Here is a 24,503-nt window from a genome sequence, read left to right on the forward strand (position 1 = left end):
GCTGCGTACAGGCTTTGGTACGGGTCGGCAGGCGGGACTCCTGGCGGGCCTCGGAACGGGTCCGCCTGCCGGCCTCGATGCGCGAGCCCGTACGGGCCTCGGCCGGGGTCATCGCAGGGCCGCCCGTGCGGCGGGCAGGTCGCGGGTGAAGGCGCGGGCGTAGCGCTGGGCGGCCGGGACGCGGTAGTACGGGCCGCCGTTGTAGCGGGCGGCGAGTTCCTGGAGGTGGTCCGGGGTCAGCCGCTCGGGCGGTATGGCTGCGAAGTCGCACTCCGTCCTGAGCTGGGCCAGGTAGGCCGCGGCGATGAAGATGTTCTGCCGCGGTTCCTTGACGGCCCGCACGACCACGCGCCGCTGCCTGCCGGCCAGCGTGCCGGGGTCGTACCCCAGCACCTCGGCGGCCCGGCGGACCTGGACGGCGAGGGGCCCCATCGACGTCTTGTCGGCGTCCCGGACACGCCGCGCGAAGGGGCCGGGCGCGACGGCCCGTACGACACGGCGGACGGCGTACGCGACGTCGTCAACGCCCCGGGGCAGGCCCTCGACCTCCTGCCAGGCGATCCCGGCGAGCATCTCGGCCGGCAGCCCGGCGTACTGGGCCGCGGCGCGCAGGAGCGGGGAGTTGGCGGCAATGTAGGCGCGGCGGGGGCGGTCGGTGCGAGCGGGCAGCCAGTAGCCGTTCCCCCGCCCCTCGGGCAACGCGTCGAGCCGCCGCCGGATCCCCCGGAGCGCCTCGGAGACGCCGTGATCATCGACGCCCGCGACGCCCGGTGTCGCCCTGCCCGGGTCCCCTGTTCCGGCGTCGGCGCCCGCCGGCCCCGTACCCACGCCGTCGCCGCCCGCCGACCCGGTACCCGCAACGTCGGAACCTGCCGGACCCGCACCCGCAGCGTCCCAACCCACAGGACCCGTACCTACGGCGTCCCGACCCACCCGCCCCGTACCCGCGCCATCAGCGCCAGCCGATCCCGTACCCCCAGCGTCCCGGCCCGCCGGATCCGTACCCGCAGCACCGGAGCGACCCGGTCCCGTACCCGCAATGTCCCGGCCGCCCACCCGCCCAGTACCCGCGCCGTCAGCGCCGGCCGGTCCCGTACCCCCAGCGCCCCGGCCCGCCGGATCCGTACCCGCAGCACCGGAGCGAGCCGGACCCGCACCCGCAGCGTCCCGGCCGCCCACCCGCCCCGTACCCGCGCCATCGCCGCCCACCGGCCCGGTACCCGAAACATCGGAACCTGCCGGACCCGCACCCGCAGCGTCCCGGCCGCCCACCCGCCCCGTACCCACGCCGTCGCCGCCCGCCGACCCGTTACCCGCAACATCGGGACCTGCCGGCCCCGCACCCGCAGCTCCCGGCCCCCCGGCCCCAGACCCCGCGGCCGCGCGCTCGTCCTCGGTCGACACCGCGACCACCTCCCCACCGGGGCCGCCCGCGGCCCCACGCCCTCGTCCGTCGGCGCCCAGCCTCCCATGATCAGGAGCGGGCCTCCCGACGTCGCGCGGCGCGAGCGCCCCGTGCTCAGAAGGGCTGCGTGCCCTGTTCGCGCATGTCGGCCGCGTAGGGCGCGACGCTGAGCACCCCGCCGTCGACGGCGTGAACACTCCCGGTGATGAAACCGGCGTCGTCGGAGGCGACGAACGCGACGAACTTCGCGATGTCCTCCATCCGTCCCAGCCTGGGCGTCGCGTGATGACGTTCCATCATGGCCAGCCACTTCGTACCGCTGAGGGCTTTCCGCGCCGGTTCGGTCATCGTGATGCCCGGCATGACGGCCACACTGCGGATGTTCTGCTTGCCGTAGCGAGCGGCTATGGAACGAGTCATCGAATTCAGCCCGGCTTTCGAGGCCCCGTAGGCGAAGCGGGTGGGTTCGCCGATCACGCCCGACCCCGAGGAAATGTTGATGATCACTCCTCCGCCGGCCTCGATCATGGGCGGAATGGCGTATTTGCAGCCCAGCATCGGGCCTCGCAGGTTCACGCCCAGGGTGAGGTCCCACAGGTCGGCGTCCATCGTCGTGAGGTCGTCGTCCTGCCGTGAGGCGGACGTCGCCGCGGCGTTGTTCTGGAGGATGTCGAGCCGGCCGAACCGGACGAGGGCCTCTTCGACCATGGCCTGTACGGCACACTCGTCCTGGACATCGGTCTCGATGCCGTGGGCGCGCCCCCCTTCGCGCGTGATCTCGGCGGCGCGCGCCTGTGCGGCTTCGCCGTTGATGTCGGCGAGCAGCACGGCGGTACCGCGCCGGGCCAGCTCCGCGGCGCAGGCGGCGCCGATGCCGCCGCCCGCCCCGGTGATGATCGCGACCTTGTCCAGCATCTGCGCATTCCTTTCCGTGGTCAGCCGAGATCCGTGAGTCGGCTGAAGAACATTCCGCCGCCGTCGACGGGGAGGGTGCGTTCGGTGAGGTACGTGGCCTCCGGCCCGGCGGTAAGGACCGCCACTCCGCCCACGTCCGACGCCGGTCTCCCGCCCCGTCCGCCCGTCGGTACTCACACCGAGACATTCGCGGGAACCTCCTCCGGCGGAACCTTCTCCCTGAGCTTTTCGCCCTCGATGTCGACGTCCGGCAGAACCCGGTCGATCCACGCGGGCAGCGCCCAGGCGCGCTTCCCCAGCAGGGCAAGAGCGGCGGGGACGATCGTCATGCGGACGACGAAGGCGTCGAGGGCGACGGCGACCGCGAGGCCGAAGCCCAGCGACTTGATCATGGGTTCCTGGGAGCCGATGAAGCCCGCGAACACGGAGATCATGATGAGGGCGGCGGCCGTGACGACCTTCGCGCTGTGCCTGAAACCCGTCTCGATCGCGGTACGGGCGTCGGCGCCCTGGACGTACGCCTCTCGCATACGGGTCACCAGGAACACCTGGTAGTCCATGGCCAGCCCGAACACGATGCCCACCAGCAGGATGGGCATCAGGCTCATGATCGGGCCGGACTGATCCAGGCCGACGAGGTCCTTGAACCAGCCCCACTGGAAGACGGCGACCAGTGAGCCGAGCGCCGCCAGTACCGAGAGCAGGAACCCGAGTGCCGCCTTGATCGGCACCAGGACGGAGCGGAAGACGAGGATGAGGACGAGGAAGGCGAGGCCGACGACGAGCGCCAGGTAGGGCATGATCGCCGCGCTGAACTTGTCCGAGATGTCGATGTTGAGCGCGGTGGTGCCCGTCACCATGGTCCGGGCGCCGGTGGCGGAGTGGTTTTCGTGGGCCAGCGACCGGATGTCGGCGACGAGTTCCTTGGTGGCGTCGCTGCTCGGCCCGCTCTTCGGGATGACGTTGATGATGGCGGTGTCGCCCGCCCGGTTGAAGGCTGCGGGCGAGACCCTCGCCACCCCCGGCAGGTCGGCGATGGACGCGCCCATGCCGGTGGTGGTGTCGCGGGTCGCAGCGGGCTCCGGGTCGTCGACGGTCACCGTGAGGGGCCCGTTGAAGCCGGGCCCGAACGACTCGGACAGGATGTCGTACGCCTTGCGCTGCGTGGAGGAGGTTGCCTTCGATCCGTCGTCGGGCAGCCCGAGCTTGAGCTGGGTCGCCGGGAGGGCGAGTGCGGCGAGGGCGACCACCGCGACCACGAGGACGCGCACCGGCCTGCGCAGCACGTACGAGATCCATCGGCGGCCGATCGTCGCCTCGCCCTTCGCGGCGCGGGACGGCCGGGGTGCGGCTCCACGCCTGCCCAGCACGCGCTCCCCTCCACGCCTGCCCAGCACGCGCTCCCCCGCGAATCCCAGCAGCGCGGGGACCAGGGTGACGGCCACGAGCACGGCGACGACGACGGCTCCGGCGGCCGCCAGGCCCATGGCGGTGAGGATGGGCAGGTTGACCACGGCCAGACCCGCGAGCGCGATGACGACGGTGACGCCGGCGAAGACGATGGCCGAACCGGCCGTGCCGGTGGCGCGGGCGGCCGCTTCCTCCGCGTCACGGCCTTCCGCCCGTTCGGAGCGGTAGCGGGAGACGATGAACAGCGCGTAGTCGATGCCGACCGCGATGCCGAGCATCGACGCGAGCGCCGACGTACTGCTGTTGAGGTTGAAGGTGGCGCCGAGCGCGGTGATCGCGGTGAGGCTCACGCCCACCCCGACGACCGCGGTGACCAGGGGCAGGCCGGCGGCGATCAGGGAGCCGAAGGTGAGGAACATGATCACGGCGGCCAGGGCGAATCCGATGGCCTCCGCGGAGTGGCTCTCCGAGGGGGGTGACAACGCGTTGCCGGAGGCCTCGACTGTCAGCCCCTCGTCGCGGCCCTTCTCCAGCGCCTTGTCGAGGCCGGCGTGATCCGCGTCGGTGAGGTCGGTACTCGCGACGTTGTACGTGACCTGGGTGTAGGCGGTGGCGCCGTCGGGGCTGACCGCTTTGGCCGAGAAGGGGTCGCTCACCAGGCTGACGTGCGAGGAGGAGGCCTTCAGGTCCTTCAGGATCGTCTCGACCGCCGCCCTGTGGTCCGGGCCGCCGATCTTCTGGTTCTCCGGAGCCTGGATCACGACCCGGGCGCTCGCTCCCTCGGCGTTGGCCGCCGGGAACTTGTCCTCCAGGAGATCGAACGCGCGCTGGGATTCCGTTCCTGGCAGGGAGATGCCGGAGTTGGCCGGGCCCGTCGAGTGGGCCGCGCCGGCGCCCAGCGCGCCGAGAACGATGGTCCACAGGAGGACGACCAGCCAGCGCCGCCGGAAGGCGAACCGGCCGATCCTGTGCAGGAAGGTAGCCATGGGGAGGACAACTCCGAATCGCGAGAGGGTGGGCGTGCGGTGCCGGCAGCCCGTACCACCGTGGTCGTGGGGGCATGAGGGCGTGCGGGGGTAGGGACGCGGCGGTCGGCCCGTTTCCGGGCATGGCGAAGCGTCCTGGGAGTGGGAACAGGGGAAAGGGATACGACGGGGCTTCGGCGGGGCTTCTGCGAGGCTTCGGCGGGGAGACATCCCGGGCCGAGCCTCGGCCGGCGTTCACCTCGGGCCGGGCGTACCGAACCTCAGGTCATGGGGTCATGAGGTCACACGGTGACAGGCCGTGGCACGAGGGCGGGCAAGAGAACGGCGTCGACGATGTTCTCCAACAACTCCTGGGTGGCCGGAGTGCCGTACAGGATGCCCTGTGCGATCCACGGGCCGAGCAATACCTGATCGGCAACGGCGACGGCGGGGTTGTCCGCGGCGAGCTCCCCCCGCTTCACCGCCCGGTCCAGCAGCCTGGCGAGGTCGTCGCGGATCGGCTGGAGAAGGATCTCCCTCACGAGCTCCATGAGGCCGCTCTGTTGCACGATGGCGGGCGGGACGGACGCGAAGGCGTCCTTGGACGGATCCTCGGAGACGAGGAACCGCGCCACGGCCATGAGGTCGCCGCGCAGACTGCCCGTATCGATACGGCCCAGGTCGACCCCGCGATCGCTCTCGTAGGCCTTCCAGGCGGAGACCACGAGGCGGGGCTTGTTCTCCCACTGGCGGTAGAGCGTGGCCGTGCTGCACTTCGCCCGCTGCGCGACCTCCGCCATGGTGACCCGGTCGTAGCCCACCTCGGCGACCAGTTCGGCCGTCACCCGCAGCAGCTCACGCTCCCGTTCCGGAGTGAGCTTGCGACGACGCGACACGGCCGCCGACTCCTCGGTCATGGCGCCTCCCGATCCGACATCCGTAGCTTCCGTAGCTGATACAAGAACCCTAACCGCCCCGCATAGCGAAAATCAAGTTTTCGGAAACCTCATTTTCGATCGCATGCGCACGCGGACACGCCACAGCGTGAGCGCCCCGGACACAGCACAGGGGCCCCGCGCCAACCCTCTCGGATCGGCACGGGGCCCCTGCTCACTGCTGCGGGTGCCCGATGGGGCAACCAGGTACCAGGTCGGACCAACGACTAGACGTTGATCTTGGTGACCTGGCCGGCGCCCACGGTCCGGCCACCCTCACGGATGGCGAACTTGAGGCCCTCTTCCATCGCGACGGGCTGGATCAGGTTGACGGTCATGAGGGTGTTGTCACCCGGCATGATCATCTCGGTGCCCTCGGGAAGGGTCACCACACCGGTCACGTCCGTCGTGCGGAAGTAGAACTGCGGGCGGTAGTTGTTGAAGAACGGGGTGTGACGGCCACCCTCGTCCTTCGACAGGATGTAGGCCTGGGCCTCGAACTCGGTGTGCGGCGTGACCGAACCGGGCTTGATGATGACCTGGCCGCGCTCGACGTCCTCGCGCTTGATGCCACGGAGGAGCAGACCGACGTTCTCGCCCGCCTGGCCCTCGTCGAGCAGCTTGCGGAACATCTCGATGCCGGTGACCGTGGTGGTGGTCTTCTCGGTCTTGATGCCGACGATGTCGACGGTCTCGTTGACCTTGAGGACACCACGCTCGATACGACCGGTGACGACCGTGCCACGACCGGTGATCGTGAAGACGTCCTCGATGGGCATGAGGAACGGCTTCTCGACGTCACGCTCGGGCTGCGGGATCGACTCGTCGACGGCGGCCATCAGGTTCAGGACCGACTGGCCCCACTCCTTGTCGCCCTCAAGAGCCTTGAGCGCCGAGACGCGCACGACCGGGAGGTCGTCGCCCGGGAAGTCGTACTCGGAGAGGAGCTCACGAACCTCGAGCTCGACGAGCTCCATGATCTCTTCGTCGTCCACCATGTCGGCCTTGTTCAGCGCGACAACGATGTACGGCACGCCGACCTGGCGGGCCAGGAGCACGTGCTCCTTGGTCTGCGGCATCGGGCCGTCGGTGGCCGCGACCACGAGGATGGCGCCGTCCATCTGCGCCGCACCCGTGATCATGTTCTTGATGTAGTCGGCGTGACCGGGGCAGTCGACGTGCGCGTAGTGACGCGACTCCGTCTGGTACTCGACGTGCGCGATCGAGATCGTGATACCGCGCTGGCGCTCCTCGGGAGCCTTGTCGATCTGGTCGAAGGCCGAGGCCTCGTTCAGGTCCGGAAACGCGTCGTGCAGCACCTTGGTAATGGCGGCCGTGAGGGTCGTCTTACCGTGGTCGATGTGACCGATGGTGCCGATGTTGACGTGCGGCTTGGTCCGCTCGAACTTCGCCTTCGCCACTGGGGTCCTCCTGGAGTGGTTCTGTACGCCTTACTCATCGGCGCCAGGTGATCTTTGCTGGGATGCCGGGGCCCGGGGCACCCCCGCCGTGTGGTGACGGCCGGAGTGCTCCAGGGCTTGCCGGAGACAAGGCTAAAGCGTGAACTCGGGAGAGTTACTCGCCCTTGGCCTTCGCGATGATCTCCTCGGCGACGTTCCTGGGAACCTCGGCGTAGGAGTCGAACTGCATCGAGTAGCTTGCGCGACCCGAGGTCTTGCTGCGGAGGTCTCCGACGTAGCCGAACATCTCCGAGAGGGGCACGAGGCCCTTCACGACGCGAGCGCCGCTGCGCTCCTCCATGGCCTGGATCTGGCCACGGCGGGAGTTCAGGTCGCCGATCACATCGCCCATGTAGTCCTCGGGCGTGGTGACCTCGACGGCCATCATCGGCTCCAGGAGTACGGGGGACGCCTTGCGAGCACCCTCCTTGAACGCCTGCGAACCGGCGATCTTGAAGGCGAGCTCCGAGGAGTCGACCTCGTGGTAACCACCGTCGAGAAGGGTGACGCGGACGCCCACCATCTCGTAGCCGGCCAGGATGCCGAACTGCATGGCTTCCTGGGCGCCCGCGTCCACCGAGGGGATGTACTCACGGGGGATGCGGCCACCGGTGACCTTGTTGACGAACTCGTACGGCACGTCGGAGTCGACGAGGGGCTCGATCGAGATCTGCACCTTGGCGAACTGACCCGTACCACCGGTCTGCTTCTTGTGGGTGTAGTCCACACGATCGACGGTCTTACGGATCGTCTCACGGTAAGCGACCTGCGGCTTACCGACGTTCGCCTCGACGCGGAACTCGCGCTTCATGCGGTCGACGAGCACCTCGAGGTGAAGCTCGCCCATACCACCGATGATGGTCTGGCCGGTCTCCTCGTCCGAGTGGACCTGGAAGGAGGGGTCCTCCTCCGCGAGGCGCTGGATGGCGACACCCAGACGCTCCTGGTCACCCTTGGACTTGGGCTCGATCGCGACCTGGATGACCGGCGCCGGGAAGTCCATGGACTCCAGGATCACCGGGTGCTTGTCGTCGCTCAGCGTCTCACCGGTGGTGGTCTGCTTCAGGCCCATGACGGCGACGATGTCGCCGGCGCCCACCGACTCGATCTCCTCACGCTTGTTCGCGTGCATACGGTAGATCTTGCCGATGCGCTCCTTCTTGCCCTTCACGGAGTTCAGCACCGCGGTGCCGGCCTCCAGGCGGCCCGAATAAATCCGGACGAAGGTGAGCTTGCCCAGGTGCGGGTCGCTCGCGATCTTGAACGCGAGACCCGCGAACGGCTCGTCGTCCGACGGGCGGCGCTTGATGACCTTCTCCGGGTCCTTGACGTCGTGGCCTTCGATGGCGTCGACGTCGAGGGGGGAGGGCAGGTAGCGCACGACCGCGTCGAGCAGGGGCTGGACGCCCTTGTTCTTGAACGCCGTACCGCAGAAGACGGGGGTGACGGTGACCGAGTCGGCCGCGCCCTTGGACGCCAGGGTGATACGACGGATCGCGGCGTAGAGCAGCTCCTGGGAAGGCTCCTGGCCCTCCAGGTACAGCTCCATGACCTCGTCGTCGTGCTCCGCGACAGCCTCGATGAGCTTGCCGCGCCACTCGTCGGCGGCCTCGGTGTGCGTGGCCGGGATGTCGACGGTGTCGTACATCTCGCCCTTGGTGGCCTCTTCGGACCACACGAGGGCCTTCATCGTCACGAGGTCGACGACGCCCTTGAAGTCACCCTCGGCGCCGATCGGCAGCTGCATGACCAGGGGCACCGCACCGAGGCGGTCGACGATCATGTCGACGCAGCGGTGGAACTCGGCGCCGGTCCGGTCGAGCTTGTTGATGAAGCAGATACGCGGAACGCCGTAACGGTCGGCCTGACGCCATACCGTTTCGGACTGCGGCTCCACACCCGCGACACCGTCGAAGACGGTGACGGCGCCGTCGAGGACGCGGAGCGAACGCTCCACCTCGACCGTGAAGTCCACGTGTCCCGGGGTGTCGATGATGTTGATGGTGTGGTCGACGTCCTCGAGCGGCCAGTGACAGGTGGTCGCGGCGGACGTGATCGTGATGCCGCGTTCCTGCTCCTGCTCCATCCAGTCCATCGTGGCAGCGCCGTCGTGGACTTCACCGATCTTGTAGCTCACACCGGTGTAAAAAAGGATGCGCTCGGTGGTGGTCGTCTTCCCCGCGTCGATGTGGGCCATGATCCCGATGTTGCGGACCTTGGCCAGGTCAAGCGAAGTGGTGGCCATTGTGGCTCAGTCTTCTCTCGGTCTCGAGGTGGGTAGCGACTACCAGCGGTAGTGCGCGAAGGCCTTGTTGGATTCGGCCATCTTGTGCGTGTCCTCACGCTTCTTGACGGCTGCGCCGAGGCCGTTCGAGGCGTCGAGCAGTTCGTTCATGAGGCGTTCGGTCATGGTCTTCTCGCGACGGGCGCGGGAGTAACCCACGACCCAGCGAAGTGCGAGGGTGGCGGCGCGACCGGGCTTGACCTCGATCGGCACCTGGTAGGTGGCGCCACCGACACGGCGGGACTTGACCTCGAGCGTGGGCTTGACGTTCTCAAGCGCGCGCTTCAGCGTGATGACCGGGTCGTTACCGGTCTTGTCACGGAGGCCTTCCATCGCGCCGTACACGATCCGCTCGGCGGTGGAACGCTTGCCGTTGAGCAGGATCTTGTTGATCAGCGAGGTGACAAGAGGAGAACCGTAGACCGGGTCGATGATGACCGGGCGCTTCGGGGCAGGGCCCTTACGAGGCATTGTTTACTTCTCCTTCTTGGCGCCGTAGCGGCTGCGGGCCTGCTTGCGGTTCTTGACACCCTGGGTGTCGAGGGAGCCGCGGATGATCTTGTAGCGAACACCCGGCAGGTCCTTCACACGGCCACCACGCACGAGCACGATCGAGTGCTCCTGCAGGTTGTGTCCCTCACCCGGAATGTAGGCCGTGACCTCGATACCCGAGGTCAGGCGCACACGTGCGACCTTCCGCAGGGCCGAGTTCGGCTTCTTCGGGGTGGTCGTGAACACACGCGTGCACACGCCGCGACGCTGGGGGGAGCCGTCGAGCGCGGGTGTGTTGTTCTTCTCGACCTTGTCTTGCCGGCCCTTCCGGACCAGCTGCTGGATCGTAGGCACTACTTCTCCGGTTTCTGTGTGCCGTTCGTCAAACTAACCTGGAACGTCGCCGACCCACGCGGTCGGGTGTGTCGAATGCTGCGAACTCCCGCCGAGGCGAAAAAGCACAGATTGCGGTGGCCAGTACGCGAGCTCGTCATGCGGTTGATGACACGCACAGGAGCCCAGGCACACCCCAGGCACAAGGTAGGAGCGTACCTACCGCATTGACTCCGGTCAAAACAAATGCCCAGAGGCCCATTTTCAAGGGCCCGGACATCCGCGGCCGCTGTCCGCGGGCGGCCGGAAAAGACCGCCAGGAGACGGAAAGCGACGGTACGGACTCCCCTTTCCGTGATTCCGCTCACCCCGTCGGCACAAGATCGCCGACAGGGGAAACGGCCGGAAAGAGACGCCGAAGGGCGGCCACCCCGTCGTAACCGGATGGCCGCCCCTCGTTCACCGCTTACTGGTTGTACGGACCGTAGTCGTAGTCCTCCAGCGGGACGGCCTGGCCGGAGCCGGTGCCGAACGGGGAGTAGTCGATGTCGTCGTAGCCGACGGCCGAGTACATCGCGGCCTTGGCCTCTTCGGTCGGCTCGACCCGGATGTTGCGGTAGCGGGACAGGCCCGTACCGGCCGGGATGAGCTTACCGATGATGACGTTCTCCTTGAGGCCGATCAGGGAGTCCGACTTGGCGTTGATCGCCGCGTCGGTCAGGACCCTGGTCGTCTCCTGGAAGGACGCCGCCGACAGCCACGACTCCGTGGCCAGCGAGGCCTTGGTGATACCCATCAGCTGCGGACGGCCGGAGGCCGGGTGGCCGCCTTCCGTGACCACACGACGGTTCTCGGTCTCGAACTTCGAGCGCTCCACGAGCTCACCCGGCAGCAGTTCCGCGTCGCCGGACTCGATGATCGTCACGCGGCGGAGCATCTGCCGGATGATGATCTCGATGTGCTTGTCGTGGATCGACACACCCTGCGAGTTGTACACCCGCTGGACCTCGCCGACCAGGTGGACCTGGACCGCGCGCTGTCCGAGGATGCGCAGCACGTCGTGCGGGTTGGTGGCACCCACGGTGAGCTTCTGGCCCACCTCGACGCGGTCGCCCTCGCCCACGAGCAGACGGGCACGCTTGGAGATCGGGAAGGGCGTCTCCTCGCTGCCGTCGTCCGGGGTGACGACGAGCTTCTTCGTCTTCTCGGTCTCCTCGATGCGGACGGTACCCGCGGCCTCGGAGATCGGGGCGACACCCTTCGGCGTACGGGCTTCGAAGAGCTCGACGACTCGGGGCAGACCCTGGGTGATGTCGTCACCGGCCACACCACCGGTGTGGAAGGTACGCATCGTCAGCTGGGTACCGGGCTCACCGATGGACTGGGCGGCGATGATGCCGACCGCCTCACCGATGTCGACCAGCTTGCCGGTGGCCAGCGAGCGGCCGTAGCAGAAGGCACAGGTGCCGACCGCGGACTCGCAGGTCAGGACCGAGCGGGTCTTGACCTCCTCGACGCCGTTCGCGACCAGGGCGTCGATCAGGACATCGCCCAGGTCGACGTTGGCCGGCGCGATGACCTTGCCGTCCACGACGACGTCCTCGGCGAGCATCCGCGCGTACACGGACGTCTCGACGTCCTCCGTCTTGTGGAGCTTGCCGTCCTCGCCCTTCTGGGCGATCTTCAGCTTCAGGCCGCGGTCGGTGCCGCAGTCCTCCTCGCGGATGATCACGTCCTGCGAGACGTCCACCAGACGACGGGTGAGGTAACCCGAGTCGGCGGTACGCAGGGCGGTGTCGGCGAGACCCTTACGGGCACCGTGCGTGGAGATGAAGTACTCCAGCACCGACAGACCTTCACGGAAGGACGCCTTGATGGGACGAGGGATCGTCTCGTTCTTGGCGTTGGACACCAGACCACGCATACCGGCGATCTGACGCATCTGCATCATGTTTCCGCGGGCACCCGAGTTGACCATCATCGAGACGGGGTTGGTCTTCGGGAAGTTCGCGTTCATCGCCTCGGCGACCTCGTTGGTCGCCTTGGTCCAGATCGCGATGAGCTCCTGCGTGCGCTCTTCCTTGGTGATCAGACCACGCTCGTACTGCTTCTGGACCTTCTCGTCCTGCGCCTCGTAACCCTGGACGATCGCCTTCTTCGCGTCGGGGACGACGATGTCGGAGATCGCCACGGTCACGCCGGAGCGGGTCGCCCAGAAGAAGCCGGCCGCCTTCAGGTTGTCGAGCGTCGCCGCCACGATGACCTTCGGGTAGCGCTCGGCCAGGTCGTTGACGATCTCGGAGAGCTGCTTCTTGCCCACCGAGTAGTCGACGAACGGGTAGTCCTCGGGCAGCAGCTCGTTGAAGAGCGCGCGGCCCAGGGTCGTACGCAGCCGGAACGGGTCGCCCTGCTGCCACTCGGCGTCCGCCTGGCCGTCCTCGCCCAGGGGCGGGGTCCAGCCGCGCGGCGGGATGGTGCCCACCGGGAAGCGGATGTCGACCTTGGCCTGGAGCGACAGCTCGCGGTTGTCGAACGCCATGGTCGCCTCGGCGGTCGAACCGAAGGACCGGTCCGCGCCGATGACCTTGCGCTCCTCCTCGTCCGTGGTGAGGAAGAAGAGGCCGAGCACCATGTCCTGGGTGGGCATGGTGACGGGACGGCCGTCGGCCGGCTTCAGGATGTTGTTCGAGGACAGCATCAGGATGCGGGCCTCGGCCTGCGCCTCCGCGGAGAGCGGCAGGTGCACGGCCATCTGGTCACCGTCGAAGTCCGCGTTGAACGCGGTGCAGACGAGCGGGTGGATCTGGATGGCCTTGCCCTCGACCAGCTGCGGCTCGAAGGCCTGGATGCCCAGGCGGTGCAGGGTCGGCGCGCGGTTCAGCAGCACCGGGTGCTCGGCGATGACCTCTTCGAGCACGTCGTACACGACCGTGCGGCCGCGCTCGACCATGCGCTTCGCCGACTTGATGTTCTGCGCGTGGTTCAGGTCCACCAGGCGCTTCATCACGAACGGCTTGAAGAGCTCCAGCGCCATGGCCTTCGGCAGCCCGCACTGGTGCAGCTTGAGCTGCGGGCCGACGACGATCACGGAACGGGCCGAGTAGTCGACTCGCTTGCCGAGCAGGTTCTGACGGAAACGACCCTGCTTGCCCTTGAGCATGTCGCTCAGGGACTTCAGCGGGCGGTTACCGGGACCGGTGACCGGGCGACCGCGGCGGCCGTTGTCGAACAGCGCGTCGACGGCCTCCTGGAGCATCCGCTTCTCGTTGTTCACGATGATCTCGGGGGCACCGAGGTCGAGAAGACGCTTGAGGCGGTTGTTCCGGTTGATCACACGGCGGTACAGGTCGTTCAGGTCGGAGGTCGCGAAGCGGCCACCGTCCAGCTGCACCATCGGACGCAGGTCCGGCGGGATCACCGGCACGCAGTCCAGCACCATGCCCTTGGGGCTGTTGCTGGTCTGCAGGAACGCCGAGACGACCTTGAGGCGCTTGAGCGCGCGGGTCTTCTTCTGGCCCTTGCCGGTACGGATGATCTCGCGGAGGCGCTCGGCCTCCTCCTCCAGGTCGAAGGACTCCAGGCGCTTCTGCAGCGCCGCGGCACCCATCGATCCGTCGAAGTACGTGCCGAAGCGGTCACGCAGCTCGCGGTAGAGCAGCTCGTCGCCCTCCAGGTCCTGGACCTTGAGGTTCTTGAAGCGGTTCCACACCTCGTCGAGACGGTCGATCTCGCGCTGCGCACGGTCGCGCAGCTGCTTCATCTCCCGCTCGGCGCCTTCGCGCACCTTGCGGCGCACGTCGGCCTTGGCGCCCTCGGCCTCCAGCTCGGCCAGGTCGGTCTCGAGCTTCTTGGCGCGGGCTTCGAGGTCGGAGTCACGCCGGTTCTCGGTCTGCTGGCGCTCTACGGAGACGTGGGCCTCCAGCGACGGCAGATCGCGCGTACGGCGCTCCTCGTCCACGAACGTGATCATGTACGCGGCGAAGTAGATGACCTTCTCGAGGTCCTTCGGCGCGAGGTCCAGCAGGTATCCCAGACGGGACGGGACGCCCTTGAAGTACCAGATGTGGGTCACGGGAGCGGCAAGCTCGATGTGGCCCATCCGCTCACGGCGCACCTTGGCGCGCGTGACCTCTACGCCACAGCGCTCACAGATGATGCCCTTGAAGCGGACACGCTTGTACTTGCCGCAGTAGCACTCCCAGTCCCGGGTAGGACCGAAGATCTTCTCGCAGAAGAGTCCGTCCTTCTCGGGCTTGAGCGTGCGGTAGTTGATGGTCTCCGGCTTCTTCACTTCGCCGTGGGACCAGGTCCGGATGTCGTCCGCGGTGGCGAGGCCAATCCGCAGCTCGTCGAAGAAGTTGACGTCGAGCACTTGTCGTCAATCCCTCTTTCGGGGTCGAGTCTCAAATCATGGTCTGTACGGGTCCGGGAGGAGCCGGCCGCCCCGAGACGGGGGCGGCCGGACAACCCGTCAGACCTCTTCGACGCTGCTCGGCTCTCGCCGGGACAGGTCGATACCGAGCTCCTCCGCCGCGCGGAAGACGTCCTCGTCCGTGTCGCGCATCTCGATGGACATGCCGTCCGAGGACAGCACCTCCACGTTGAGGCAGAGCGACTGCATCTCCTTGATGAGCACCTTGAAGGACTCGGGGATGCCGGGCTCGGGGATGTTCTCGCCCTTGACGATGGCCTCGTAGACCTTCACGCGGCCGGTCACGTCGTCGGACTTGATCGTCAGCAGCTCCTGGAGGGCGTAAGCGGCGCCGTAAGCCTCCAGCGCCCACACCTCCATCTCACCGAAGCGCTGACCACCGAACTGGGCCTTACCACCCAGCGGCTGCTGGGTGATCATCGAGTACGGACCGGTCGACCGGGCGTGCAGCTTGTCGTCGACCAGGTGGTGGAGCTTGAGGATGTACATGTAGCCGACCGAGATCGGCTCCGGGAACGGCTCGCCGGAGCGGCCGTCGAACATGTTCGCCTTGCCGGACGGCTGCACCATCCGGTTGCCGTCGCGGTTCGGGATCGTGGCCTCGAAGAGACCGGAGATCTCGTCCTCGCGCGCACCGTCGAAGACCGGGGTCGCGACGTTGGTGCCGGCGGCGACGTCGTCGGCGCCGATGACCTTGAGCCGCTCCATCCACTCCTCGCTGCCCTCGACCTTCCAACCCTGGCTGGCGAGCCAGCCGAGGTGGATCTCGAGGACCTGTCCCGGGTTCATTCGGGACGGGACACCCAGCGGGTTGAGGATGATGTCGACCGGGGTGCCGTCCTCCAGGAACGGCATGTCCTCGATCGGCAGGATCTTCGAGATGACGCCCTTGTTGCCGTGACGGCCGGCGAGCTTGTCACCATCGGTGATCTTGCGCTTCTGCGCGACGTACACACGAACCAGCTGGTTCACGCCGGGCGGCAGTTCGTCGCCCTCCTCGCGGTCGAAGACACGCACGCCGATGATCTTGCCGACCTCGCCGTGCGGCACCTTCAGCGAGGTGTCGCGCACCTCGCGCGCCTTCTCACCGAAGATCGCGCGGAGCAGACGCTCCTCCGGGGTGAGCTCGGTCTCGCCCTTGGGCGTGACCTTGCCGACCAGGATGTCCCCGGCGACGACCTCGGCACCGATACGGATGATGCCGCGCTCGTCGAGGTCCGCGAGGACCTCCTCGGAGACGTTCGGGATGTCCCGGGTGATCTCCTCGGGGCCGAGCTTGGTGTCCCGGGCGTCGACCTCGTGCTCCTCGATGTGGATCGAGGAGAGGACGTCGTCCTGGACCAGCCGCTGGCTGAGGATGATCGCGTCTTCGTAGTTGTGGCCCTCCCACGGCATGAACGCCACGAGAAGGTTCTTGCCGAGCGCCATCTCACCCATCTGGGTGGCGGGCCCGTCCGCCAGGACCTGCTCCGCGACGACCCGGTCGCCCTCGTTGACGACAACCTTCTGGTTGACCGAGGTGCCCTGGTTGGAGCGGGAGAACTTGGCGATGCGGTACGTGGTGTACGTGCCGTCGTCGTTGGCGACGGTGATGTAGTCCGCGGAGACCTCCTGGACCACACCCTCCTTCTCCGCCTTGACGACGTCGCCGGCGTCCACCGCGCAGCGGTACTCCATGCCGGTGCCGACGAGCGGCGCCTCCGACGTGATCAGGGGCACGGCCTGGCGCATCATGTTCGCGCCCATGAGGGCACGGTTGGCGTCGTCGTGCTCCAGGAACGGGATCATCGCGGTCGCGACCGACACCATCTGGCGCGGCGAGACGTCCATGTAGTCGACGTCGTCACCGGGGATGTAGTCGACCTCGCCGCCACGACGGCGGACGAGGACGCGCGGCTCGGTGAACCGCATCTCCTCGGACAACGTCGCGTTGGCCTGCGCGATGACGAAGCGGTCTTCCTCGTCGGCGGTCAGGTAGTCGACCTCGTCGGTGACGACACCGTCGACGACCTTGCGGTACGGGGTCTCGACGAACCCGAACGCGTTGACCCGGCCGTACGAGGCGAGCGAGCCGATCAGGCCGATGTTCGGGCCTTCCGGGGTCTCGATCGGACACATACGCCCGTAGTGCGACGGGTGCACGTCACGGACCTCGAAGCCGGCCCGCTCACGGGACAGACCACCGGGGCCCAGCGCCGACAGGCGGCGCTTGTGGGTCAGACCCGACAGCGGGTTGTTCTGGTCCATGAACTGGGACAGCTGGCTGGTGCCGAAGAACTCCTTGATGGAGGCGACGACCGGCCGGATGTTGATCAGGGTCTGCGGCGTGATCGCCTCGACGTCCTGGGTCGTCATGCGCTCGCGCACGACGCGCTCCATCCTCGCCAGACCCGTACGGACCTGGTTCTGGATGAGCTCGCCGACGTTGCGCAGACGACGGTTGCCGAAGTGGTCGATGTCGTCGGTCTCGACGACGATCGTGGTGCCGCTCTCGCCGACCGTCTCGGTCTCGCCCGCGTGGAGCTTCACCAGGTACTTGATGGTGGCGATGATGTCGTCGGTGGTGAGGACGCCCGCGTCCAGCGGCTCTTCCGCGCCGAGCTTCTTGTTCACCTTGTAGCGGCCGACCTTCGCGAGGTCGTAGCGCTTCGGGTTGAAGTAGAGGTTCTCCAGCAGCGTCTGGGCGGCCTCACGGGTGGGGGGCTCGCCCGGGCGCAGCTTGCGGTAGATGTCGAGCAGCGCGTCGTCCTGGCCCTGGGTGTGGTCCTTCTCCAGGGTGGCGCGCATCGACTCGTACTCGCCGAACTCCTCGAGGATCTGCTCGGTCGTCCAACCGAGAGCCTTGAGCAGGACGGTCACGGACTGCTTGCGCTTGCGGTCGATGCGGACACCGACCATGTCGCGCTTGTCGATCTCCATCTCCAGCCAGGCACCCCGGGACGGGATGATCTTGGAGGAGAAGATGTCCTTGTCGGACGTCTTGTCGATGTTGGAGTCGAAGTAGACACCCGGCGAGCGCACCAGCTGGGACACCACGACACGCTCGGTGCCGTTGATGACGAAGGTGCCCTTGTTGGTCATGAGCGGGAAGTCGCCCATGAACACCGTCTGGGACTTGATCTCGCCGGTCTCGTTGTTGGTGAACTCGGCCGTGACGAAGAGCGGGGCCGCGTACGTGAAGTCGCGCTCCTTGCACTCGTCGATCGAGTTCTTGGGCGGCTCGAAGCGGTGGTCGCGGAAGGTCAGCGACATCGACCCGGAGAAGTCCTCGATCGGAGAGATCTCCTCGAAGATCTCCTCCAGACCTGACTTCCTGGGGACGTCCTGTCCGTTCTCGAGAGCCGTCTCGACACGAGCCTTCCAGGCGGCGTTGCCGAGGAGCCAGTCAAAGCTCTCGGTCTGCAGCGCGAGGAGGTTCGGAACCTCGAGAGGCTCCTTGATCTTTGCAAAGGAGATGCGCAGCGGGGCGGTGCTGGCGCCGTTGTTCATATTCGTGGTCGAGGCGTTGCGCGAGGCGGCCAAGAGGGGGTCCTTCCGAGGGCTCGGACTCACTACGCGCGTACCGGTCCCAAGCGGGACATCAGGACAGAAAGCCCAGTTCCGGGCCGTCGATCACGATGTCCGTGCGAGGGGGTGCCCCTGGTGACGGGCAGGGAGCAGCTAACAGGCAGCGCAAAGGGTCAGTGTAGCCACTTGGCACACTGATGTCCAGAGCGGGTTTTTGGAGACCCTCGTTGTTCTCAACACCTTGTCTCTACTGCGGCAAGCTTCGCGCCGTAGGCGCACATCGATACTGCCCTCTTCGCCGTCGATCCATGCCTCGGATCCGGATCGATTGTGACGACGCGTCCTGAGAATTGCGCGCTGCGTGCGGTTCGTCAAGGCCCCCCGCTCCCCGCGGATCGTCACCGTCGTACGGAGGGCACGGCGATGATCACGATACTCGCCGGAAGCGGAACGGCACAGCATCCCCCCGTGAACGCGGAAGGGCGACCACCCGGATGGGTGATCGCCCTTCGCGTCAACGCTGCGCCTCGCGGCGCCGAGACCGCTCCCGTACGCCCACAGGCGCCCGGTGGAGGACTCGCGAGGAGTTACTTGACCTCGACGCCCGCGCCGGCGCCCTTGAGGGACTCGGCGGCCTTGTCGGCCTGCTCCTTGGAAACCTTCTCCAGGACGGGCTTCGGGGCGCCGTCCACGAGGTCCTTGGCTTCCTTCAGACCCAGCGAGGTCAGCTCACGCACGACCTTGATGACCTGGATCTTCTTCTCGCCGGCACCCGTGAGGATGACGTCGAACTCGTCCTGCTCGTCCTCGACCGGGGCGGCGGCGGCCACGCCACCGGCGGCAGCGGCGGCGACGGGGGCCGCGGCGGTGACGTCGAACTTCTCTTCGAAGGCCTTGACGAACTCGGAGAGCTCGATGAGGGTCAGGTTCTCGAACTGCTCGAGCAGCTCTTCCTGCGACAGCTTCGCCATGATGGCGTCCTTCCACTAATTCGGCTGGTGCCGTGTGTACAAGTTCCGCGGGCGAACCGGCCCGCTGTGACCGACCGAGCGGTGATTACTCGGATTCGGCCTCGACGGGGGCCGGCGTACCGGCACCGTCCTGCTCTTCCTTCTTGGCGCGAAGCGCTTCCGCGGTGCGGACGAACTTCGAGGGAAGCGCCTGGAAGAGCGCGGCAGCCTGCGACTGCTTGGCCTTCATGGCACCCGCCAGCTTGGCGAGCAGAACCTCGCGGGACTCGAGGTCCGCAAGCTTCTTGAACTCGTCGGCGGACAGCGCCTTGCCGTCAAGGACACCGCCCTTGATGACGAGATTCGGGTTGTCCTTGGCGAAGTCACGAAGACCCTTCGCCGACTCCACCGGGTCACCGGTGACGAAGGCAACCGCCGTCGGGCCTGCGAACAGGTCGTCCAGCGTGTTGATCCCGGCCTCGTTGGCCGCGATCTTGGTCAGCGTGTTCTTCACCACGGCGTACTGGGCGTTCGCACCGAGGTTACGGCGCAGCTCCTTGAGCTGCGCCACGGTGAGACCCCGGTACTCGGTCAGCACGGCGGCGTTCGAGCTGCGGAACTTGTCCGTCAGCTCGGCCACCGCGGCAGCCTTGTCGGGCCTTGCCATGAGCGTCGGCCTCCTTCCGGGTGATGAGGACCGCTCAGAAGGGGCTTCGCAAAACGAAACGCCCCGGCGCAGGCGCCAGGGCGTAGCTCAACCGAATGGAATCCGGGAACTCTCCTCAGTCACCTGCGCAGGTCGTCCGCAGCTAGCGGATCCTTCGGCCGCCGCACACTCCTACGAGCACACGACAACGACCAGCGGTCTTTGGCTTCTTCGGAAGAGTACGCGAGCGCGGGCACAGCAGGCAAATCCGCCTGCGGGCCCCACGCCCCGTGACGGCCGGCGACGGGAAAGAGCCGGTCCCCGTGCCTCGGGGAGGCACGGGGACCGGCTCTTCGTACGTGTACGGCTACGCGTCACGCGCGCGACCTGGCTGCTGTCGGTGTCAGACGGCGGCCGGGTCTTCCTCGACCAGGAGGTTGCGGGTGCGGTTGGCGTCCAGCGGGATGCCGGGGCCCATCGTCGTCGCGAGGGTCGCCTTCTTGATGTAGCGGCCCTTCGCGGCGGACGGCTTCAGACGAAGGATCTCGTCCAGCGCCGCGGCGTAGTTCTCGACCAGCTGCGTCTCGTCGAACGACGTCTTGCCGATGATGAAGTGCAGGTTCGAGTGCTTGTCGACGCGGAACTCGATCTTGCCGCCCTTGATGTCGTTCACGGCCTTCGTGACATCAGGGGTGACCGTTCCGGTCTTGGGGTTGGGCATCAGACCACGCGGGCCGAGGACGCGGCCGAGGCGGCCGACCTTGCCCATGAGGTCCGGGGTGGCGACAACGGCGTCGAAGTCCAGACGACCCTTGGCGACCTCGTCGATGAGCTCGTCGGAGCCGACGATGTCGGCGCCCGCGGCGCGCGCCTGCTCTGCACGGTCACCGGTCGCGAAGACCAGGACCCGGGCGGTCTTGCCGGTGCCGTGCGGGAGGTTCACGGTGCCACGGACCATCTGGTCGGCCTTGCGGGGGTCGACGCCCAGCCGCATGGCCACCTCGACGGTGCCGTCGAACTTGGTGGTGGTGGTGTCCTTGGCGAGACGGACGGCCTCGAGCGGGGCGTAGTTGCGCTCCCGGTCGACCTTCGCGTCCGCGCCGCGGAGTGCCTTGCTGCGCTTCACTTCTGCTCCTGTGTTTCTTCAGATGTGGAGTTCGTGGTCCGGACCGCGCATGGTCCTGCCACTGGGGCTGCCCGGCTGGGTCAGCGCTCGACCGTGATGCCCATGGAACGGGCGGTGCCGGCGATGATCTTCTCGGCGGCGTCGAGGTCGTTCGCGTTCAGGTCGGGCATCTTCGTGGTGGCGATGTCGCGCACCTGGTCACGCGTCAGCTTCGCGACCTTCTTGACGTGCGGCTCGCCGGAGCCCTTGTCCACGCCCGCGGCCTTGAGGATCAGCTTGGCGGCCGGCGGAGTCTTCGTGATGAAGGTGAAGGAACGGTCGTCGTAGACCGTGATCTCCACCGGCACGACCATGCCACGCTGCGACTCGGTCGCGGCGTTGTAGGCCTTGCAGAACTCCATGATGTTGACGCCGTGCTGACCCAGCGCGGGGCCGACCGGCGGAGCCGGGTTGGCCGCGCCGGCGTTGATCTGGAGCTTGATGAGCCCCGTGATCTTCTTCTTCTTGGGAGGCATTGCTCTCTCCGGGTCCTAGTGAGAGTTTCTCGGCCGTCCGTCCAGTCATCCGGACGGAGGCATACCGCACAACGATAACGGGTATAGCTGCGCGGCCAAAACCGACAGGTCAGACAGCTGTGGGAGCCTGTCTGACCTGTCGGAAGCGGCTGTTCCAGAAGCGAGCGGGTGGGCTCAGTTCTTCTGGATCTGGTCGAAGCTCAACTCGACCGGGGTCTCGCGGCCGAAGATCTCGACCAGACCCTTGACCTTCTTCGAGTCGGCGTTGATCTCGTTGATCGTGGCCTGGAGGGTCGCGAAGGGGCCGTCCGTGACGGTGACGGAGTCGCCGACCTCGAAGTCCAGCACCTGGACCTCGACCTTGCGGGACGGCGCCGGCTTGCCCTCGGCCTCGGCCGCCTCACGGGCCGCCTTCTCCTCGGCCTCCGGCGCGAGCATCTTCACGATCTCGTCCAGCGTCAGGGGGTACGGGTCGTAGGCGTTGCCCACGAAGCCGGTGACGCCGGGAGTGTTCCGTACGACGCCCCAGGACTCGTTCGTCAAATCCATGCGCACCAGGACGTAACCCGGCAGCTTGTTCTGGCGAACGTTCTTCCGCTCGCCGTTCTTGATCTGGACGATCTCTTCCTCGGGGACCTCGGCCTGGTAGACGAACTCCTCGACGTTCAGCGAGACGGCGCGCTGTTCCAGGTTCGCCTTCACGCGCTTCTCGTAGCCCGCGTAGGTGTGGATCACGTACCACTCGCCGGGCAGGGTGCGGAGTTCCTCGCGGAGGGCCTCGACGGGGTCGACCGCGGCGACGACCTCGGTGGGCGCGTCCTCGTCGTCGTCCTCGGAGGCTTCGTCGTTCTCGGAGGCTTCCGCGTCCTCGTCGTCGGAGTCCTCGTCGTCCTCGGAGGCCTCTTCGTCGTCCTCGGCCGCGGCTTCCTCGTCCTCGACACGCAGCGCGGCCTCTTCGGCCGGCTCGCCGGCCGCCTCGTCAGCGGCTTCGGCCTGGTCTGGCTCGACAGCGTCCGCCGCCTCGACGATGCCGGTCTCGTCCTCCACGGACTCCACCGACTCCCGGGCGTCGTTCAGGTTCGGGTCAGACACTGTGGCTGCTTCTTCCTGGCTCAATGGGTGAAACACGCGAAAGGGGCGCCGCGTCGGGCGCCCTCGCGGGATCAGCCGAAGACGTACTTGATTGCTTGGTTGAAGCCGTAGTCAATCACGGTCACCAGACCGATCATGATGACAACGAAGACAATCACCACTGTGGTGTACGTCGTCAGCTGGTTGCGAGTCGGCCAGACGACCTTGCGCAGCTCGGCGACGATCTGACGGTAGAAGAGCGCGAGACGGCCCAGAGGGCCCTTCTTGCCGCGCTTACCGCCCTTGCGGGGCTTCTTCGACTCTGCGGACTCTTCATCGTCGGCATCAGGCTTGTCGATGGAGCCCACGGCGTCCGTCACGCTCACTCACCTGATTCCGGGTCGTGGCCGTGCCGCGCCCGGAGGAGCCGCACGGCGATGCATAGATCGAATGTACTTACCTGAAACGCACACCGTTGTAGACAGTGTGCGTATAGCAGGGCCGGAGGGACTTGAACCCCCAACCGCTGGTTTTGGAGACCAGTGCTCTACCAATTGAGCTACGACCCTTTGTGCTTGCCCCAACCTACCGCATCCGGCCGGACGCGTTGAGTGTGCCGTCCGGACGTGGCTGATGAGGGCCAACGACCGCTGAGTGTACGTGGTCGCGGGCCCGACGTCGAACAGCTAAGCCGGGCTTCTTCCGCCCGCCCGCGGCGCCCGCCGCCCCGCCCGCCGCTCAACTGCTCATATGTCCACCTTACGAAACCTGTGTGCCCAGGGGGTTTCGTGTCTGGGACCATGGGACCCATGAGCGCAGCTATCCCCCCGACGATGCCGACCGAGCGCCGGGTCTCCGCCCGCATCGGCGCGATCTCCGAGTCCGCCACCCTCGCCGTCGATGCCAAGGCCAAGGCCCTCAAGGCCGCCGGCCGCCCGGTGATCGGCTTCGGTGCCGGCGAGCCCGACTTCCCGACGCCCGACTACATCGTCGAGGCCGCGGTGGAGGCCTGCCGCAACCCCAAGTACCACCGCTACACGCCGGCCGGGGGGCTTCCCGAGCTCAAGGCCGCCATCGCCGCGAAGACGCTCCGCGACTCCGGTTACGAGGTGGACCCCGCCCAGATCCTGGTCACCAACGGGGGCAAGCAGGCGATCTACGAGGCCTTCGCGGCGATCCTCGACCCGGGCGACGAGGTCATCGTCCCGGCGCCGTACTGGACGACGTACCCGGAGTCGATCCGCCTCGCCGGCGGGGTCCCGGTGGAGATCACCGCCGACGAGACGACGGGGTACCGCGTCAGCGTCGAGCAGCTGGAGGCGGCCCGCACGGAGCGCACGAAGGTGGTGCTCTTCGTCTCGCCGTCCAACCCGACCGGCGCGGTCTACAGCCCCGAGGACACCGAGGCCGTCGGCCGCTGGGCCCTGGAGCACGGGCTGTGGGTGCTGACGGACGAGATCTACGAGCACCTCGTGTACGGGGACGCCACGTTCACCTCGCTCCCGGCCGTCGTGCCCGAGCTGCGCGACAAGTGCATCGTCGTCAACGGGGTCGCCAAGACCTACGCGATGACCGGCTGGCGGGTGGGGTGGGTCGTGGGCCCCAAGGACGTCGTGAAGGCGGCGACGAACCTCCAGTCGCACGCCACGTCCAACGTGTCGAACGTGGCGCAGGTCGCCGCGCTCGCCGCCCTCACGGGCGACCTGACGGCGGTCGCCGAGATGCGGACCGCCTTCGACCGGCGGCGCCGGACGATCGTGCGGCTGCTCAACGAGATCGAGGGTGTCGTCTGCCCCGAGCCCGAGGGCGCGTTCTACGTGTACCCGTCGGTGAAGGGCCTGCTGGGCAAGGAGATCCGCGGGGTCCGCCCGGCGTCCTCCGTCGAGCTGGCCGCGCTGATCCTGGACGAGGCCGAGGTCGCGGTCGTCCCCGGTGAGGCGTTCGGTACGCCGGGTTATCTGCGGCTGTCGTACGCGCTGGGCGACGAGGACCTGGCGGAGGGCGTGGCCCGGATGCAGAAGCTGCTGGCGGAGGCGAAGGACTGAGCCCGTCGGCGA

18 protein-coding genes and 1 tRNA gene are annotated in these 24,503 nt (G+C 67.5%); 1 reads left to right on the forward strand and 18 read right to left on the reverse strand.

The window, feature by feature from the left end; translation table 11 throughout:
- Window positions 1–108: 108 nt before the first annotated feature.
- From HA039_RS13470 to HA039_RS13555, 18 genes are all read right to left on the reverse strand, one after another.
- Complete coding sequence (locus HA039_RS13470; RefSeq protein WP_167028614.1) at window positions 109–828, reverse strand: hypothetical protein; 720 nt, start codon at window positions 826–828, stop codon at window positions 109–111.
- An 86-nt stretch (window positions 829–914) separates the two neighbouring features.
- On the reverse strand, window positions 915–1,229 hold the full coding sequence (locus tag HA039_RS13475; RefSeq protein ID WP_167028617.1) for a hypothetical protein: 315 nt from the start codon (window positions 1,227–1,229) through the stop codon (window positions 915–917).
- Between the two features lie 290 nt (window positions 1,230–1,519).
- The gene (locus tag HA039_RS13480) at window positions 1,520–2,320 is read right to left on the reverse strand and encodes an SDR family NAD(P)-dependent oxidoreductase (RefSeq protein ID WP_167028620.1); all 801 of its coding nucleotides are present in this window, start codon (window positions 2,318–2,320) and stop codon (window positions 1,520–1,522) included.
- A gap of 173 nt (window positions 2,321–2,493) precedes the next feature.
- On the reverse strand, window positions 2,494–4,716 hold the full coding sequence (locus tag HA039_RS13485; RefSeq protein WP_167028623.1) for an MMPL family transporter: 2,223 nt from the start codon (window positions 4,714–4,716) through the stop codon (window positions 2,494–2,496).
- A gap of 281 nt (window positions 4,717–4,997) precedes the next feature.
- The gene (locus HA039_RS13490; protein ID WP_167028626.1) at window positions 4,998–5,612 is read right to left on the reverse strand and encodes a TetR/AcrR family transcriptional regulator; all 615 of its coding nucleotides are present in this window, start codon (window positions 5,610–5,612) and stop codon (window positions 4,998–5,000) included.
- Window positions 5,613–5,857: 245 nt separating this feature from the next.
- Window positions 5,858–7,051 carry an elongation factor Tu gene (tuf, locus tag HA039_RS13495; protein WP_161308202.1) on the reverse strand — a complete coding sequence of 398 codons (1,194 nt, stop codon included), beginning with the start codon at window positions 7,049–7,051 and terminating at the stop codon, window positions 5,858–5,860.
- Window positions 7,052–7,205: 154 nt separating this feature from the next.
- Window positions 7,206–9,335 carry an elongation factor G gene (fusA, locus tag HA039_RS13500; RefSeq protein ID WP_161308203.1) on the reverse strand — a complete coding sequence of 710 codons (2,130 nt, stop codon included), beginning with the start codon at window positions 9,333–9,335 and terminating at the stop codon, window positions 7,206–7,208.
- Between the two features lie 39 nt (window positions 9,336–9,374).
- Window positions 9,375–9,845, reverse strand: coding sequence for a 30S ribosomal protein S7 (gene rpsG / locus HA039_RS13505; protein WP_161308204.1), 471 nt, complete (start codon window positions 9,843–9,845; stop codon window positions 9,375–9,377).
- Window positions 9,846–9,848: 3 nt separating this feature from the next.
- Entirely contained in the window at window positions 9,849–10,220 is a 372-nt protein-coding gene (rpsL, locus tag HA039_RS13510; RefSeq protein ID WP_161308205.1) for a 30S ribosomal protein S12, read from the reverse strand.
- Window positions 10,221–10,665: 445 nt separating this feature from the next.
- Window positions 10,666–14,571 (reverse strand): DNA-directed RNA polymerase subunit beta', encoded by a 3,906-nt coding sequence (locus tag HA039_RS13515; RefSeq protein ID WP_167028629.1) that lies wholly within the window; start codon window positions 14,569–14,571, stop codon window positions 10,666–10,668.
- Between the two features lie 99 nt (window positions 14,572–14,670).
- The gene (gene rpoB, locus HA039_RS13520; RefSeq protein ID WP_167028632.1) at window positions 14,671–18,153 is read right to left on the reverse strand and encodes a DNA-directed RNA polymerase subunit beta; all 3,483 of its coding nucleotides are present in this window, start codon (window positions 18,151–18,153) and stop codon (window positions 14,671–14,673) included.
- Between the two features lie 572 nt (window positions 18,154–18,725).
- Window positions 18,726–19,109 (reverse strand): 50S ribosomal protein L7/L12, encoded by a 384-nt coding sequence (rplL, locus tag HA039_RS13525; protein ID WP_167028636.1) that lies wholly within the window; start codon window positions 19,107–19,109, stop codon window positions 18,726–18,728.
- 85 nt (window positions 19,110–19,194) lie between these two features.
- Window positions 19,195–19,755: a 50S ribosomal protein L10 gene (gene rplJ, locus HA039_RS13530; protein ID WP_167028639.1), complete on the reverse strand. Its 561-nt coding sequence runs from the start codon at window positions 19,753–19,755 to the stop codon at window positions 19,195–19,197.
- A gap of 382 nt (window positions 19,756–20,137) precedes the next feature.
- Window positions 20,138–20,860 (reverse strand): 50S ribosomal protein L1, encoded by a 723-nt coding sequence (gene rplA / locus HA039_RS13535; protein WP_167028643.1) that lies wholly within the window; start codon window positions 20,858–20,860, stop codon window positions 20,138–20,140.
- Window positions 20,861–20,940: 80 nt separating this feature from the next.
- Complete coding sequence (rplK, locus tag HA039_RS13540; protein ID WP_167028648.1) at window positions 20,941–21,375, reverse strand: 50S ribosomal protein L11; 435 nt, start codon at window positions 21,373–21,375, stop codon at window positions 20,941–20,943.
- A gap of 174 nt (window positions 21,376–21,549) precedes the next feature.
- Window positions 21,550–22,467, reverse strand: a complete 918-nt coding sequence (nusG, locus tag HA039_RS13545; RefSeq protein ID WP_167028651.1) for a transcription termination/antitermination protein NusG — start codon at window positions 22,465–22,467, stop codon at window positions 21,550–21,552.
- A gap of 71 nt (window positions 22,468–22,538) precedes the next feature.
- Window positions 22,539–22,826, reverse strand: coding sequence for a preprotein translocase subunit SecE (gene secE / locus HA039_RS13550; protein WP_161309619.1), 288 nt, complete (start codon window positions 22,824–22,826; stop codon window positions 22,539–22,541).
- A gap of 116 nt (window positions 22,827–22,942) precedes the next feature.
- Window positions 22,943–23,015 (reverse strand) — tRNA-Trp (locus HA039_RS13555).
- 240 nt (window positions 23,016–23,255) lie between these two features.
- On the opposite strand from HA039_RS13555, the gene HA039_RS13560 reads away from it, so the two are divergent.
- On the forward strand, window positions 23,256–24,491 hold the full coding sequence (locus HA039_RS13560) for a pyridoxal phosphate-dependent aminotransferase (protein WP_167028654.1): 1,236 nt from the start codon (window positions 23,256–23,258) through the stop codon (window positions 24,489–24,491).
- The last annotated feature ends 12 nt before the right edge of the window (window positions 24,492–24,503 follow it).

The organism is Streptomyces liangshanensis (assembly GCF_011694815.1).
Lineage (GTDB): Bacteria > Actinomycetota > Actinomycetes > Streptomycetales > Streptomycetaceae > Streptomyces > Streptomyces liangshanensis.